We start from the raw sequence: 16000 nt of genomic DNA, 5'->3' as shown, positions 1-16000 counted from the left end.
TATCTTTAGAATATATAAAGGAATAATATATCAGCCAACCTTAAAAAAAAGAACTATGACACACATCAGCGAAATTACCCTATTGATTGCTGTCATTGCATTGGCCCTCTGGCCCATCGTGCTGTTCATCTTGCGTTTCTGGCGCGAACGTCGCAAACAGCTGGAACATATCGAGAGAATGACGAAGGACGAACTGGACGAAATCACCACAAAAGACCTCGTCATCAGCGTACTGAAGAAAATTGGCTGCCAGCCGAAAGTAAATGAGGAAAATCACATCACCTTCCAATACCAGGGAGACGATTTCTACATCGCCGCCGAAGAAGAAAACCGCTTCATCATGATATGGAATCCTTGGTGGGGCTCCATCAATGCCGACAATGAAGCCCTGCCTTATCTGAAAGAAATCATCAACCTGGCCAACGTAAACTCACTGGTCACTACAGTATATATGGCCGATGAAGACGAAAAGACCATCGGACTGCACTCGCGCTGCCACACTTTCTTCTCGCCCAACGAAGGAGAGCTGGAAGAACACATGAAAATGCTGCTCGACTATTTTTTCGACATGCACAATGTAATCAAGGACAACATGAACCAGCTGGGGCAGGCTGCCATCAATGAGGAGGAAAAGAAGGAGCGCGTGAAAGTGAAAGGCTTCTCCGCCTACAAGGAAAACACCATGCCTATTGAGACGAAGAAGGGAGAGGAAGAGAACAAGAAGGAGTAGCAGACGATTCATCGAGCTTGCGCATGCTGAACTCACAACCGCAATACTGCTGGTTGTAGAAATTATATTCCTTGATAATGGCGATGCGGCGCTCACTGAGTCCTCCCTTGCGCCAATTCTGTTCCCACCACGTGACATCCGGATAGGAAGCCACAGCCCAACGTCCGGCTTCGTTTATCTGGTCCAGACTTTTCCAGCGCGAGGAAGCCAGCGTAGTGGTTATCACCGAAAAGCCGTGTTCATGGGCATAACGGGCCGTATCGGCCAAACGCATCTTGAAACATTTCAGACAGCGGCCTCCACGCTCTGGCTCATTTTCCAGTCCGGTCACCGTACAGCGCCAGGCTTCGTGGTCATAGTCCGCATCCACAATCTCCAGCCCCAGCGACTGGGCATAACGGGTACATTCGTCCTTGCGGATGGTATATTCCTCCAGCGGATAGATGTTCGGATTGCAATAATAAATGGTAGGACGCACCCCATGCTGCATCAGGCATTCAATAATGGCCGATGAACAAGGTGCACAGCAAGTATGCAGCAACACCTTGTCTGCCCCACCGGGTACTTCCAGTTCAAACTTTTTCTTTTTCATCGCTTCCTCCCTTTTTATGCACACGATTCAGACGATTCGTCCGTATAGGCCGCAAATAACGGTTGCAGGATTTCCGGCACCTCCACTCCTTCGTCGCGTATGCCTTTCAGGCAACAGAACGCCTCATCGGTCAACGAAAAATACATCTCCCGCTTGTCCTTCTCACCCAGGGTACGCACCAGCAGGTTACGTTCTTCCACCGCCCGAATTACCTTTGAAGCATGCGAAGGGGTCAGTCCGGTACGTTCTACAATCGTGCGGGCTGCCACCTGCTCCTTGCCGATGGCACACAGCACCATGGCCTCGTTCAAAGACACCCCATGCGCCTGCAGCAAGTGCGACTCAAGATCAGAGAGAGCCCGGAAGAGCTCTCTCATCACACAGATACATTTTATTTTTTCCATACGTTAAATAAACAGATTGACATTGGCTTCTTCGGCACGGTCCATATAAGTGGCTACCCCACCAATGGTCACGTTGTCCAGCAGCTCTTCTTTCTTGACGCCCATCACGTCCATCGACATCTGGCAGGCAATAAACTCTACTCCGTTGTCAATGGCCTGCTGACGAAGCGACTCCAAGGAATCGATGCCTTTCTTCTGCATGATGTAACGCATCATCTTCGAACCCATGCCGCCCATGTTCATCTTCGAAAGCTTCAGTTTCCGTGAACTGGAGGGAAGCATCATGCCGAACATTTTTCCAAAAATGTCTTTCCGCACTGCCGGCTTCCGTTCCTTCTTGATGGCATTCAGTCCCCAGAAGGTAAAGAAAATGGTCACTTTCTTTCCGGTAGCCGCCGCGCCGTTAGCCAGCACAAAGGTAGCCAAAGTTTTGTCAAGGTCATCGCTGAAAAGAATGAAAGTTTTTCCCTTCTCTTCCGGTGCCCGGCGGACAGCCTCCATGGCACAGGCCGTGGCCTTCTCTACCTGCACTTTATAGATTCCTCCTTCCGACTTCGAAGACAGGAAACGATTCCCGGTGGTACGGCACCACGCCTCGGCATCGCGAGGAAAACCCGCATCCGTAGCATGAATTTCCATCTGCTCCCCAGCTTTCAGTTCCTCCATCCCCTTCTTCAACCGCAAAATCGGGCCCGGACACTGGATGCCGCAAGCATCTACCACATGTACCTTCTTGCAATCCGTGGTTCCTTCGGCCGTGTCACAAGTGCAGACCACCTCGCATGCCTCATCCGGCTGACAGACCGGAGTAACTGCCGCATTGTAGGTCTTGATACCGCCAATCAGGTTACGCACATCCTTGTAACCATTATCTTTCAGAATATTGGATGCCAGATATCCCCGCAGTCCCACGCCACAATACAGGAACACCGGCTTGTCCGACGGGATTTCCTTCATCCGCTGACGCATCTCATCCAAAGGTACATTGACCGCTCCGGCAATGTGTCCCAGTTCATACTCGTCTTTCGTGCGGACATCGACCAAGGTCACCTTCGTCAAATCGGCCTGTTGCAATTCTCTCCAGTAGAGTGGAGTCATCTTGCCGCTCAAGATATTTCCGGCCACATAGCCCGACACGGCTACCGGATCTTTGGCAGAAGAGAAAGGAGGTGCATAGGCATGTTCCAGTTGCATCAAATCATAAACCGAACCTTTCTGCTTGATGACCAGCGCATATTCATCAATGCGTTTGTCCACACCATTGTATCCCACAATCTGTGCCCCGTACAACCGTCCGTCTTCCGGAGAGAAGGTGATCTTGATATCCATCTGCAAAGCTCCCGGATAGTATCCGGCATGAGAACCGGAGTGGATGGTAGCCGACAAGTACGGAATGCCGAACGCCTTCAAACGTTTGGCGGGAAGTCCGGTAGAAGCCACGGTCAAATCGAACACCTTGGCAATGGCCGTACCAATGGAGCCCTCGTATTTCACTTTATTGCCAAACGTCATGTTATCGGCTACGATACGTGCCTGACGGTTGGCCGGCCCTGCCAGAAAATTCAACCAAGGCTTGCCCGTAATCGGATGCGGATATTCAATGGCATCGCCTACGGCATAAACTGACTCATCGGAAGTCTGCAAGTATTCATTCACGTAGATACCCTTCATTTCACCCAACTTCAATCCGGCTTCCACGGCCAGACGAGTCTCTGCCCGTACACCGATGGAAAGAATCACCAGCTGTGCCTCAGCCTGCAAACCCGACTGGAACTTCACCTTCACCCCGGACGCTGTTTTTTCAAAGGCTTCTACCGCCTGCTTCAAGTACAGTTTGACACCTTTCTGCTGCAGATGAGTGTGTACCAAAGCCGCCATGGAGAAATCCACCGGTCCCATCACCTGGTCGGCCATCTCCACCACGGCTACCTCTATCCCTGCATGATGCAAGTTCTCGGCCATCTCCAGTCCGATGAAACCACCTCCTACGATGACGGCTTTCTTCACCTCATGGCCCTGCATGTAGTTCTTGATACGGTCGGTATCTGCCACATTCCGCAGAGTAAAGATTCCTTCACTATCAATTCCGGGCAAAGGAGGACGAACCGGAGAAGCTCCCGGAGAAAGCAACAGTTTATCATAGGTTTCTGTGTACTCCTTCCCTTCCGAAGTGCGCACTTTCACTTCCTTGCGGGCTGTATCGATAGCCATCACTTCCGAGCGTACCCGCACATCGATATGAAAACGTGCGGAAAAGGCTTCAGGAGTCTGCACAAACAAACGGTTACGGTCTTGAATCACCCCACCTATATAATAAGGTAAACCACAATTGGCATAAGAGATGTATTCCCCGCGTTCAAACAAAATAATTTCGGCCTTTTCCGTGTTTCTCCGAATACGGGCAGCTGCAGTGGCTCCACCTGCTACCCCACCTACAATGACGTACTTCATAGCTATTTCTTTTCTTTGTTATTATTTTCTATTGGAAACTATTTGCAAAGAAAAGAAATAATCGAGAAAAGAATAAATTTCCAATGGAAAATATTTTTCAATTAAGGATTATTAAGAGAATGTAGGAAAATTCTCACGCCAGTTTCTGGTAAGCCAAGCGAGGAGTACCGTTGCTTACATAGATAATACCGCAATACACAAAGCCCATTGATTGAACCAGATTCTGCATCACCCTGTTATCGGCATGTGTATCCACCCGCAAGCAAGGCCATTGGCTGAAACACCAGTCGATACACAGTTTCCCGATACCGTGACAAGAACCGTCGGAAGCCAAGCGATGAATCACATAATAAGGAGAATCGTCTTTCCATTCCCCTTCCTCAATATGAGCATACGTAGGGTCGGGACCTTGAATGAAACAGAAAGTGGCCACCGTCTTCCCCTCCTTGGTGACACACACGTAACAATGAGCGTCCTCTATTTCTTTCTGTATCAGTTCACGCTGCGGATAACCGTTAATCCACTGATTCGGGTTTCCCGTACGACACATAAAACGACGGGCTTCTTCAAATATTTCCATCAAACGATCCAAGTCTGCCAGTGAGGCCTTGCGTATTTGCAAATCCATAAATCTCCTTTTTTTCGACATAAATCGACACAAAACTAATGTTTTCTTTCGTTTTCCGGACGAATATGCTTGGTTTTTTAAAATATTATTGTACCTTTGTCACGCTTTCAAGCAATAATGGGGCATTAGCTCATCTGGCTAGAGCGTTTGACTGGCAGTCAAAAGGTGGCAGGTTCGAGTCCTGTATGCTCCACTTTTCTTTTCCCACCCCGTGGGAGCTTTCCCCTGATAATCTATAAACAAACCTTGCTCCCTTATTCATCCACACATTATTATGTACAGCATTTTAATCATAGAAGACGATAAAAGGGTGGCCGACCTTCTGAAAACCGGATTGGAAGAAAACGGTTATACCACCTTCGTGGCATACGACGGTGCCATGGGACTTCGACTTTTTCAGTCACATGCTTTCCAACTGGTCATTTCGGATATCATCCTCCCCAAACTGAACGGATTCGAGCTTTGCAAGGAAATACGCAAACTCAATGCACAGATTCCCATCCTAATGCTGACGGCCCTCGGCTCCACGGATGATAAGCTGGACGGATTTGATGCCGGAGCAGATGATTACATGGTCAAACCTTTCGATTTCAGGGAACTGAATGCCCGCATAAAAGTTCTGCTGAAGCGGAAAAATGAAGCGGAGAATCCGGTTTCTCCTTCCGACAAACTGAATTACAAGGACCTGCAAGTGGACACCAGCCGCAGGGTAGTTACCCGCCAAGGCATTCCTATCCGTCTCTCCCCCAAAGAATACAACCTACTGACCTATATGGTACAGCATCCGGAAAGAGTCATCAGCCGGGTGGAAATAGCCGAAAAGGTATGGAATACCCACTTTGATACCGGTACCAATTTCATCGATGTATACATCAATTACCTGCGCAAGAAAATAGACAAAGACTTCGACACCAAACTGATTCACACCAAACCCGGAATCGGATTTATTCTTACCGACGAAAAGCCATGAAGATAAAGACCACCCTGACACTCAAAAATACCGGAGTCATAGCCGTGGTATTTCTGTTGTGCATGAGCCTGATTTACCTGGTCAGCGAACACATCCGGAGCAACACTTTCTTCCACAACCTGAAAAGTGAGGCTGTGACCAAAGCACACCTTTTCCTGCAAGACCAGGTAGATGCCCGCATCATGCAGTCCATCTATCTGAACAACAAAGAGTTTATCAATGAAGTGGAAGTGGCAGTCTATACCCCCGACTTCCGCATGCTTTACCGCGATGCCGTCGAGAATGACATTATCAAGGAAAGTCCGGAAATGCTCACTCGTATTCTTCACGAAAAAGAAATAGAATTCCACATCGGAAAGTACCAGGCCATCGGGATGGTCTATCCCTTTCAAGGAAAGGACTACATTGTGACCGCCGCAGCTTACGACGGTTACGGCCATACCAACCTGCTGGAACTTCAGAAGACCTTAATCATTCTGTTTCTCTTCGGACTGCTGCTCTTGTTCGTGACCTGTTATTTCCTGGTACGGGCTTCCTTGAAGCCTATTCGGGAAATCGTAAGGGAAGTGGAGAATATCACGGCTTCCCATATTGACCGGCGATTACCGGTGAGAAACGAGAAAGACGAACTCGGAGAACTGAGTCTGGCCTTTAATGACTTGCTGGAACGACTGGAAATTTCATTCAACGCACAAAAGATGTTTGTCAGCAACGTATCCCACGAGATGAGAACGCCGTTGGCTGCCCTGATGGCCGAACTGGATTTAGCCTTGCAAAAGGAACGGACAGAAGCGCAATACCGCCAAGCCATGCAAAACGTATTACAGGATGCACGACGCATGACCAAACTGATTGACGGACTCCTCAATCTGGCCAAGGCGGATTACCAGAAAGAGCAAATCAAGATGCACGAAATCCGGCTCGACGAACTGCTGCTTGACACCCGGGAACTCATTCTGCGGGCCCACCCGGAATACCAGATCGAACTGATTTTCGAACAGGAAGATGCCGAAGACGACCGGATGATTACCGTCATGGGCAACTCCTACCTACTGAACATCGCCTTTGCCAACCTGATTGAAAACAACTGCAAGTATTCGGAAAACAAATCCTCCTTCGTCCAAATCTCCTATTGGGACAAATGGGCGATTATCCGCTTGTCCGACAATGGGATTGGCATATCGGACAAAGAAAAAGAGCAGATTTTCACCTTATTCTACCGAGGGGAACAAGACAAGCAGACAGAAGGACACGGCATCGGCATGGCACTTGCCCAAAAGATTATCGGGCTTCACCAAGGACATCTTGCCGTACATTCCAAACAAGGAGAAGGCACAACCTTCACCATTGAGCTGCCTCATATCTAAAAGTCTCTTATTCAGCTTTCACACCACACTATCAGAAAGACGGCCGGAAACAACCGGCAGGATTCTAATAGTTTTCTAATACCACTCTAATTATCCTCTAACAGGCCCTGCCAGCAGTATCGCTTACTTTTGCCGTGCGAAAAGGAAACAGAGTAATCACCCTATGAATTCAGGTATTATGTGGAAAAGAAGAAAAAGTAAGGAAACAAGCACATTCAATGCTGAAAAGGTATTTTTGGCAGCTACCCAGCCTCTCAACACCGTATGCAATTATTTTCAGACCAGCAAAAACGGACTGACATCCGAAGAAATCGAGAACCGGCAGTCCATCTATGGAACGAATGAGGTAGCACACGAACAGAAGAAGAATCCGGTTTCCACCTTCATCAAGGCCTTCATCAACCCTTTCATCGGCGTACTGACCGTGCTGGTGGTCATTTCTTTCGTACTCGATGTCCTGCTAGCCAACCCCGGAGAACAGGATTGGACGGCCATCTTCATTATTCTGACGATGGTGATTGCCAGTACCATCCTCCGCTTCTGTCAGGAATGGAAAGCCAACGCTTCGAGCGAGGCTTTGCTCAAGATGGTCACGAATACCTGCTATGTGAGACGTGCCGGCCAGCACGATGAAGAAATCAACATCACAGAACTGGTACCGGGGGATATCGTCATGATTGCCGCTGGCGACATGATACCAGCCGACCTCCGTATTATCGAAGCAAAAGACCTGTTTGTCAGCCAGTCATCCTTGACAGGAGAATCGGACCCGATTGAAAAGCGCCCGGAAACAAATGCGAACAAACACCGCAAAGGCAGTGTCATAGAACTGGAAAACATCTGTTTCATGGGCTCCAACGTAGTCAGCGGTTCGGCCACCGGCATTGTCATTGCCACCGGAAACGACACTTACCTGGGCACCATCGCCCGCAGCATTGCCGGACACCGTGCCGCCACCGCCTTCGACAAAGGAATCAGCAAAGTCAGCTTCCTGCTCATACGCTTCATGCTCATCATGATTCCCTTCGTGTTTCTGGTCAACGGAGTGACCAAAAGCGACTGGCTGGAAGCTTTTATCTTTGCCGTATCGGTAGCCGTGGGCCTCACGCCGGAAATGCTTCCGATGATTGTGACGGCCAACCTTGCCAAAGGAGCCGTAGCCATGTCCAAGAAGAAAACCATCGTAAAAGACTTGAATGCCATTCAGAACTTCGGGGCCATGAACATTCTCTGTACCGACAAAACCGGTACCCTCACCTGCGACCAGATTGTATTGGAAAAATACATCAATGCCGACGGAAGCAGCGATGAAAGCCGCCGTATTCTGCGTCATGCCTATTTCAACAGCTTCTTCCAGACCGGATTGAAAAACCTGATGGACAAGGCCATCCTGTCGCACGTCAAGGAACTGTCATTGGAATACCTGAAAGACAACTATGTCAAGGTGGACGAAATACCGTTTGATTTCACCCGGCGGAGAATGTCGGTCGTGGTGGAAGACCGACAAGGAAAACGACAGATTATCACCAAAGGTGCCGTAGAAGAGATGCTGGCCATCTGCTCACATGCCGAATTCGACGGAGAGGTACATCCCATGACGGAAGCCCTGAAACATAAGGCACATCGTATCATCGAACAGATGAACAAGCAAGGCATGCGGGTCATTGCCGTAGCGCAAAAAAGCTACCTCGACAAAGCGTGCGACTTCTGTGTGGAAGATGAAAAAGAGATGGTACTGATTGGCTATCTGGCCTTTCTGGACCCACCCAAGCAATCGGCAGCCAAGGCCATACAGCAATTGCATGAACACGGAATTGAGGTCAAAATCTTGTCTGGAGACAACGATGCCGTGGTGCGTACCATCGCCCGGCAAGTGGGTATCAACACTACTAACGCACTCAGCGGCCCTCAACTGGCCGACTTGAATGAGGAGGAAAAGATGAAAGCAGTACGCGAGACGACCGTCTTCTCCAAACTGACTCCCGTGCAGAAAACGGAAATCATCACCCTCCTCCAAGCACAGCAAAATACCGTCGGCTTCCTAGGTGACGGTATCAACGATGCGGCAGCCCTCCGCCAATCGGACATCGGAATCTCGGTCGACTCAGCCGTAGACATTGCCAAGGAAAGTGCCGACATCATCCTACTGGAAAAGAGCCTGATGGTATTGGAAGACGGGGTACTGGAAGGAAGAAAGACCTTCGGCAACATCACCAAATACATCAAGATGACCGCCAGTTCCAATTTCGGCAACATGTTCAGTGTCATGGCAGCCAGTGCTTTCCTGCCCTTCCTGCCCATGCTTCCCATTCATCTGCTGATTCAGAACCTGCTGTATGATATTTCGCAGACCACCATCCCCTTCGACCGGATGGATGCGGAATACCTCCGGAAACCCCGGAAATGGGATGCCTCCGACCTGAGCCGCTTCATGATTTTCATCGGTCCCATCAGTTCCATCTTCGACATCGTCACTTATCTAGTGATGTGGTTCGCCTTCAGCTGTCAGAGCATGGAGCATCAGACCCTCTTCCAGTCCGGATGGTTCATCGAAGGCCTGCTGTCGCAAACACTGATTGTACACATGATACGTACGCGGAAAGTGCCGTTCATACAAAGCCGTGCCTCCTGGCAGGTAACCGGACTGACCCTGCTCATCATGGCTACTGGCATCCTGATTCCCTTCACCCCGTTTGGGACCTCCATCGGTCTGGAAGCTTTGCCTGCAAGCTATTTCCCCTGGCTGTTCGGCATCCTGCTCTCCTACTGCGTACTGACACAACTGATTAAGAACTGGTACATCCATCGTTTCACCAAATGGTTATGACAAAACTTATCAAATACATACTGGTCATTGCAACGGTATCCCCTTGCCGTTGCTTTGCCCAGAAACTCCTGATTAATTATACCACCGAACTGCAGAGCGATTTCAAGAAAGGAGCCAACTGGGTGAATTTGTTACGGTTGGATTTTTCCGCCCCGCTAGGCCCGTCTGCCACCCTTGAAGCAGCCACCCTCAGCACGGCCAAAACCCGAGCCGAGTCTTTGGCCAACGATTTGCAGACCTTTTCCAACATCGAAGAAGACAATCACCCGCTTGCCGCAGCCATACTGGGCATCCGGCAGCCAATGGGAAATTCCAGCCTGTTCATCGGCATCCGTAACCTAAACGAAGACTATTTCACTTCGCCGGCCACAGCCCTGTTCACCAACAGCTCATGCGGCATCTTTCCCACCTTGTCGGCCGATTATCCCATAGCCAACTATCCGGTGTCTTCCATGGGGGTACACTATGAGCTGCAACAGGCTCAATGGAGCCTGCAAGCTTCTTTGTATAACGGGAAAGCCTCCTATCGCTTTACAGGAAAAGAAAATGTATTCCGTTTCTGCCCGAAGCGCGACGGGATACTCTGTCTCACCTCATTCAACTACCAGCATCATGACAGCAATTATCACATGGGCTTTGCTTTACATAGCGGGATGTATCGGAATTATGCAGAAGGAGATACGGAACAAGCATCAAAAGAAGAAAAGAAAGAAATCCGGAAAATAATCTGGGGATATGCAGAACAGTCAATCACTCCCCGCCTGCAAGTGCTCTTACAGGTTTCTGCCCAATGGCACGCCAGCCAAGGATGCAAACACTATTCCGGAGCAGGCCTTGTATGGCAATGTGGAAAAACAGAAGGCGGACTATTCACCGATTACGCCCGTTTCTCCCATTCACACGAATGGGCCAGTGAATTCACTTGGAAGATTCCCTGCCTGGGCAAAGGGTTCATACAGCCCACCTTGCATCTGATTCATCAGCCGGAAGCACACTACCTGATTGGCCTGTTGCGCTTCGGGTACGTGCTTCCGGCCCTCTGATATAGAATTATTTCACTACAATCTCGTCGGTAAACAAGAATCCACCGGCTTCAGGATTGATGTCAGCCTGTACCCGCACGTAACGAGCCTCGCAAGTGCCCTCCCATGCATAATTCTGGATAGTCAGCTTTTCATCCGTAATAGGCAGCGTCGTCGTAATCGTCTTCAACAGCGTATATTCCTTTCCGTCGTCCGAAACCAGGAAGCTGACCTTCTGCGGCAGGAACACACCCGGACCTATCAACTGCATGAAGTCGATGGAAAGCTGGCGGATAGGCAGTGATTTTTCCAAATCCACTACCGCGTCCATTCCTTTTCCAAGGAATCCCTGCCAGCGCAAATCGGTATAGACCCATCCCCCATGGATGCCGTTGGTCAAAGCTCCGTCTCCTCCCGCCGGATAAGAATCTGCCGCATAAGGGCGCAGATACTCTACCTTCTTGCCTTTTGCCAGATGGTTGTCAACACTCAGTGCCTCCGGACGGTTACCCACTTCATTCTTCAAGTCAAAAGTATGGTATCCCAATGAATCCAACACTTCCACTTCCTGCAAAGCCTCTGCATGGAAACGCTTCCAGTCCTTCCGCTCCGGGTTGGTCCAGGCCACCTCGGCCAATGCCAGCAAACGAGGATAAATCATATATTCCGTATGTTCCGGCGTAGACAAATATTCTGCCCATACATTTCCTTGAACTCCCCACACGCAATCCAGCTTATCTGCCGGGAAAGCCGGAGTTACAGGCTCATAAGAATATACCTTTTCCAACGGAAGATACCCTCCAATGGCTTCAGGCTGTGTGCGCGGCGCATCCTGATAACTGTCAAAATAGCAATAGGCACCCGGCGACAGAATCGTACGCAGCCCTCTTTTCACTGACTCGGCTCCCTTATCTTCTCCGCGCCACACGGTCACAGCCGAAGTTTCATCCAACTCGCCCGTCAGTATTTCGTCCCAACCAATCATCTTGCGGCCGTTCTCCCGCAAGAACTTTTCAATTCTTGAAACAAGATACTCCTGCAGTTCGCCTTCTTCTTTCATTCCTTCTTCCTTCATCCGTGCCTGACAGTCGGGACATTGTTTCCAGTGGTTCGTGCTGGCCTCATCCCCTCCGATATGAATGTATTCCGACGGGAAAAGCGCCATCACTTCCTTCAACACATCGGTCAGGAAAGTGTAAGTCAATTCTTTTCCAGGGCAGAACTCACCACCGGGCTTCAAATCACCTCCGCAGGCCAGCTGTGGAAGGGCAGCCAAGACTTCCTCCGAATGAGCCGGCATCTCAATCTCCGGAATCACCGTAATATGAAGCTGACGGGCATATTCCACAATCTCTTTCACATCTTCCTGCGTGTAGTATCCTCCGGATGCCCCCGGAGCATCCTGCCGGCAATACGTCCGTCCACCGTTCCACCAGCTTTTCCAGTCCGGGAAAGGACGATAAGCCGTTTCGCGCGTCAACTCCGGATATTTCTTGATTTCAATCCGCCATCCGGCCCCATCGGTCAGATGCCAGTGGAAGCGATTCAGTTTGTAACGAGCCAATGCATCCAGCTGTTTCTTAACAAATTCTTTGGTATAAAAATGACGTGACACGTCCAAGTGCATACCTCGGTATGCGAAACGCGGTGCATCCTCGATGGTCACTTCCGGCAACAAGAAAATATTGTTTCCCGCCGGCTGTACCAACTGATTTATCGACTGAAAAGCATAGAACAAGCCGGAAGCAGAAGTGGCCTCCACTTGAATCCCCTTTTCCGTCACTTCCAACCGATAGGCTTCCTCCTTCATCTGCGACTGTTTCGGACTGAGCAATTTAAACACAATATCCGTCTTTCCCCTCTTTTTATAAGTCAATGCAAAAGGAGACTGACCGACATATTTTACAAAATCTTCCTTATCCGCCCCTTTCAGGTTACATGAAAAAGAAGCATTTTTCTGAAGTACAAAATGACCTTCACCCACCACCATCTGTTGAGGATAAGGAATGACATAACTCTCCGATACAGAAGAAGCCACGGCCGAAAACGCCATCGCCACAAAGAAATAAAGGAATAACAAGGATTTCATCTGTTGATTGTTTTATAAGGATTTTCAAATGTTTTTAAAGTTAACCATTTCCACGTTAAAAAGCAAATAAGAAAAAACATTTCTCCAGCCGATGCTTTCAACGGGCAAAAAAAATCCTCGTAAAACCTTGATTTTACGAGGACTAGTAAAACTTCGCGGAGAGACAGGGATTCGAACCCCGGGTACCTCGCAGTACAACGGTTTTCAAGACCGCCGCAATCGACCACTCTGCCACCTCTCCAAAACTCCGATTAAGAGTTGCCTTGTTTTTCAAAGGCGATGCAAAGGTAGGCATTATTTTGGAATCCGCAAATATTTACCGCCTTTTTTGATTATTTTTTTTCATTGTCGTACCTTTGCAGCCAAGAAAAAACGAAACAGACGAATCATGATATATCCTCATAATTTCGAACAAAAGATTGGATTCGACCAAATCCGACAGTTGCTGAAAGCACGCTGTTTAAGCACATTGGGAGAAGAACGTGTAGACGAAATGGCTTTCTCGGACGACTACCAGGAAATCAACCGCCGACTGGAACAGGTGGTGGAGTTTGTACGGATTACCCAGGAAGAGGAAGATTTTCCCGCACAGTACTTCTTCGATGTCCGCCCCTCGCTGAAACGTATCCGGATGGAAGGTATGTACATGGACGAGCAGGAACTCTTCGACCTGCGCCGCTCGCTGGAAACCATCCGCGACATCGTACGCTTTCTCCAGCAGACTGATGGAGACGAAGCAGACGATACGGCCACTTCCCCTTATCCGGCACTACATGAACTGGCGGGAGATATCCTGACCTTTCCACAACTGATTGCCCGCATTGACAGCATTCTCGACAAGTTCGGGAAAATAAAGGACAATGCCTCCACAGAACTGTTGCGCATCCGACGGGAACTTTCAGCTACCACCGGAAGTATCTCGCGCAGCCTGAACAGCATCCTACGGGCGGCCCAATCGGAAGGATACGTCGACAAAGATGTAACCCCCACCATGCGCGACGGCCGCCTGGTCATTCCGGTAGCCCCGGGCATGAAACGGAAAATCAAAGGTATCGTACACGACGAGTCGGCCACCGGAAAGACGGTGTTCATCGAACCGGCGGAAGTGGTGGAAGCCAACAACCGCATCCGGGAACTGGAGGGAGAAGAGCGGCGGGAGATTATCCGTATCCTGACCGATTTCTCGGCGACGGTCCGTCCGCAGATACCCGCCATCCTGCAGTCCTACGAATTCCTGGCCGAGATTGACTTTATCCGTGCCAAGGCACTGTTCGGCATCGAGATAAAAGGCCTGAAACCCTCGTTCGAAAACCAGCAGATTGTCGACTGGTTCCAGGCGGTACATCCCCTGCTGCAAATGTCGCTGACCAAGCACGGCAAGAAAGTGGTTCCCTTGGACATTATCCTCACCCGCGAGAAACGCATCCTGCTGATTTCCGGTCCGAACGCCGGAGGTAAGTCCGTCTGCCTGAAAACCGTCGGACTGCTGCAGTACATGCTCCAGTGCGGCATGCTGGTGTCCATGCACGAACGAAGCCATGCCGGCATCTTCAGCCATATCTTCATTGACATCGGCGACGAGCAGAGTATTGAAGACGACCTGAGTACCTACTCTTCCCACCTGACCAACATGAAGGTGATGCTGAAATCGTGCAACGGCCAGAGCCTCATCCTGATTGATGAGTTCGGAGGAGGAACGGAACCGCAGATTGGCGGGGCCATTGCCGAAGCCGTCTTGAAGCGTTTCAACCTGAAAGGTACCTTTGGAGTCATCACCACCCACTACCAGAACCTGAAGCATTTTGCCGAAGACCACGAAGGAGTGGTGAACGGAGCCATGCTCTACGACCGCCACGAAATGCGTGCCCTCTTCCAGTTGCAGATTGGGAATCCCGGAAGCTCATTCGCCGTGGAAATTGCCCGGAAAATCGGACTTCCGGAAGAAGTCATCGCCGATGCCTCGGAAATTGTGGGAAGCGAATACATCCAGAGCGACAAATACCTGCAAGACATCGTACGCGACAAGCGTTACTGGGAAACCAAACGCCAGAACATCCGCAAGCGGGAAAAACAGATGGAAGACACCATCGCCCGCTATGAGCAGGAAATAGCCGAACTGGAACGGAGCCGGAAAGAAATCCTGAACAAAGCGAAGGAAGAAGCCGAACGCCTGCTTCAGGAATCGAACGCCAAGATTGAAAATACCATCCGCACCATCAAGGAAGCACAGGCCGAGAAAGAACGTACCCGCACTGCCCGCCAGGAACTGACGGACTTTAAAGAGCAGGTGGAGAAACTCGACAAAGCGGCCATGGAAGAAAAAATCGCCCGCAAGATGGAGCAGCTCCGTGAAAAGCAGGAACGGAAAAAAGACAAGAAGGCCCGACAGCAGCAGAAAGCCTCCGAGCCTCAGCCTGTACCTAAAGTCCGCCCGATAGAAGCCGGCGACTATGTCCGCATCAAGGGACAGACCAGTGTGGGACAGGTGATGGACGTCAACGGAAAGAATGCCGTAGTTATGTTCGGCCTGATGAAAACCAATGTCAAAACCGAACGGCTGGAACGGGCCGATGCCCCGAAAGCCGCTCCCCTTTCCAACAAGACGACTTTTGTGAGCAGCGAGACGCAAGACCGGATGTACGAAAAGAAACTGAACTTCAAGCAGGATCTCGACGTCAGAGGAATGAGAGGGGATGAAGCCATCCAGGCCGTCACTTATTTCATCGACGACGCCATTCTGGTGGGAGTCAGCCGTGTACGTATCCTTCACGGTACCGGAAGCGGCATTCTGCGTACCCTCATCCGCCAGTACCTGGCCACCGTACCGGGGGTTGCCCATTTTCAGGACGAGCACGTACAATTCGGAGGAGCCGGCATCACCGTGGTCGATTTAAAATAACCCGAAGGGATTTTACAAACA

At 49.9% G+C, this 16000-nt stretch carries 11 protein-coding genes and 2 tRNA genes; 7 read left to right on the top strand and 6 right to left on the bottom strand.

Annotated features, from left to right (window positions below; genetic code table 11):
• Nucleotides 1-64 precede the first annotated feature (64 nt).
• On the top strand, nt 65-730 hold the full coding sequence (locus OIM59_RS02180; RefSeq protein ID WP_072543899.1) for a hypothetical protein: 666 nt from the start codon (nt 65-67) through the stop codon (nt 728-730).
• On the opposite strand, the gene OIM59_RS02175 is transcribed toward OIM59_RS02180, so the two are convergent.
• From OIM59_RS02175 to OIM59_RS02160, 4 genes are all read right to left on the bottom strand, one after another.
• Nucleotides 687-1322, bottom strand: coding sequence for an epoxyqueuosine reductase QueH (locus OIM59_RS02175; RefSeq protein WP_303894607.1), 636 nt, complete (start codon nt 1320-1322; stop codon nt 687-689). The genes OIM59_RS02180 and OIM59_RS02175 overlap by 44 nt on opposite strands.
• Before the next feature lie 14 nt (nt 1323-1336).
• Complete coding sequence (locus OIM59_RS02170; protein ID WP_072541881.1) at nt 1337-1726, bottom strand: MarR family winged helix-turn-helix transcriptional regulator; 390 nt, start codon at nt 1724-1726, stop codon at nt 1337-1339.
• 3 nt (nt 1727-1729) lie between these two features.
• The gene (locus OIM59_RS02165) at nt 1730-4177 is read right to left on the bottom strand and encodes an FAD-dependent oxidoreductase (RefSeq protein ID WP_303894602.1); all 2448 of its coding nucleotides are present in this window, start codon (nt 4175-4177) and stop codon (nt 1730-1732) included.
• A 133-nt stretch (nt 4178-4310) separates the two neighbouring features.
• The gene (locus OIM59_RS02160) at nt 4311-4805 is read right to left on the bottom strand and encodes a GNAT family N-acetyltransferase (RefSeq protein ID WP_303894599.1); all 495 of its coding nucleotides are present in this window, start codon (nt 4803-4805) and stop codon (nt 4311-4313) included.
• 119 nt (nt 4806-4924) lie between these two features.
• Here OIM59_RS02160 and OIM59_RS02155 point away from each other — a divergent pair.
• The 5 genes from OIM59_RS02155 (at nt 4925) to OIM59_RS02135 (ending at nt 11012) form a co-directional block, all read left to right on the top strand.
• A tRNA-Ala gene (locus OIM59_RS02155) sits at nt 4925-4998 on the top strand.
• 81 nt (nt 4999-5079) lie between these two features.
• Nucleotides 5080-5775: a response regulator transcription factor gene (locus OIM59_RS02150; protein WP_303894596.1), complete on the top strand. Its 696-nt coding sequence runs from the start codon at nt 5080-5082 to the stop codon at nt 5773-5775.
• On the top strand, nt 5772-7142 hold the full coding sequence (locus OIM59_RS02145; RefSeq protein WP_303894593.1) for a HAMP domain-containing sensor histidine kinase: 1371 nt from the start codon (nt 5772-5774) through the stop codon (nt 7140-7142). Before OIM59_RS02150 ends, OIM59_RS02145 begins: the two co-directional genes overlap by 4 nt.
• Nucleotides 7143-7317: 175 nt before the next feature.
• Nucleotides 7318-9969, top strand: a complete 2652-nt coding sequence (gene mgtA, locus OIM59_RS02140) for a magnesium-translocating P-type ATPase (RefSeq protein ID WP_303898144.1) — start codon at nt 7318-7320, stop codon at nt 9967-9969.
• On the top strand, nt 9966-11012 hold the full coding sequence (locus OIM59_RS02135) for a carbohydrate porin (RefSeq protein WP_299174097.1): 1047 nt from the start codon (nt 9966-9968) through the stop codon (nt 11010-11012). Before mgtA ends, OIM59_RS02135 begins: the two co-directional genes overlap by 4 nt.
• Nucleotides 11013-11019: 7 nt before the next feature.
• Here the strand turns inward: OIM59_RS02135 and OIM59_RS02130 are convergent, their stop codons facing one another.
• Nucleotides 11020-13080 (bottom strand): beta-N-acetylhexosaminidase, encoded by a 2061-nt coding sequence (locus tag OIM59_RS02130; protein ID WP_299174100.1) that lies wholly within the window; start codon nt 13078-13080, stop codon nt 11020-11022.
• Between the two features lie 156 nt (nt 13081-13236).
• Nucleotides 13237-13321: transfer RNA gene (locus tag OIM59_RS02125), tRNA-Ser, on the bottom strand.
• A gap of 147 nt (nt 13322-13468) precedes the next feature.
• Here OIM59_RS02125 and OIM59_RS02120 point away from each other — a divergent pair.
• Complete coding sequence (locus OIM59_RS02120; protein ID WP_299174102.1) at nt 13469-15979, top strand: endonuclease MutS2; 2511 nt, start codon at nt 13469-13471, stop codon at nt 15977-15979.
• The last annotated feature ends 21 nt before the right edge of the window (nt 15980-16000 follow it).

This window comes from Bacteroides mediterraneensis (assembly GCF_025993685.1).
Lineage (GTDB): Bacteria > Bacteroidota > Bacteroidia > Bacteroidales > Bacteroidaceae > Phocaeicola > Phocaeicola mediterraneensis_A.
The sequence above is the reverse complement of the archived record's forward strand: the minus strand, read 5'-3'. Positions and strand labels throughout refer to the sequence as shown.

What these genes read in the sequence shown, in the direction of transcription:
- OIM59_RS02175 (WP_303894607.1), bottom strand. Translation starts at nt 1,322, where the DNA reads ATGAAAAAGAAAAAGTTTGAACTGGAAGTACCCGGTGGGGCAGACAAG.
- OIM59_RS02170 (WP_072541881.1), bottom strand. Translation starts at nt 1,726, where the DNA reads ATGGAAAAAATAAAATGTATCTGTGTGATGAGAGAGCTCTTCCGGGCT.
- OIM59_RS02165 (WP_303894602.1), bottom strand. Translation starts at nt 4,177, where the DNA reads ATGAAGTACGTCATTGTAGGTGGGGTAGCAGGTGGAGCCACTGCAGCT.
- OIM59_RS02160 (WP_303894599.1), bottom strand. Translation starts at nt 4,805, where the DNA reads ATGGATTTGCAAATACGCAAGGCCTCACTGGCAGACTTGGATCGTTTG.
- OIM59_RS02150 (WP_303894596.1), top strand. Translation starts at nt 5,080, where the DNA reads ATGTACAGCATTTTAATCATAGAAGACGATAAAAGGGTGGCCGACCTT.
- OIM59_RS02145 (WP_303894593.1), top strand. Translation starts at nt 5,772, where the DNA reads ATGAAGATAAAGACCACCCTGACACTCAAAAATACCGGAGTCATAGCC.
- OIM59_RS02135 (WP_299174097.1), top strand. Translation starts at nt 9,966, where the DNA reads ATGACAAAACTTATCAAATACATACTGGTCATTGCAACGGTATCCCCT.
- OIM59_RS02130 (WP_299174100.1), bottom strand. Translation starts at nt 13,080, where the DNA reads ATGAAATCCTTGTTATTCCTTTATTTCTTTGTGGCGATGGCGTTTTCG.
- OIM59_RS02120 (WP_299174102.1), top strand. Translation starts at nt 13,469, where the DNA reads ATGATATATCCTCATAATTTCGAACAAAAGATTGGATTCGACCAAATC.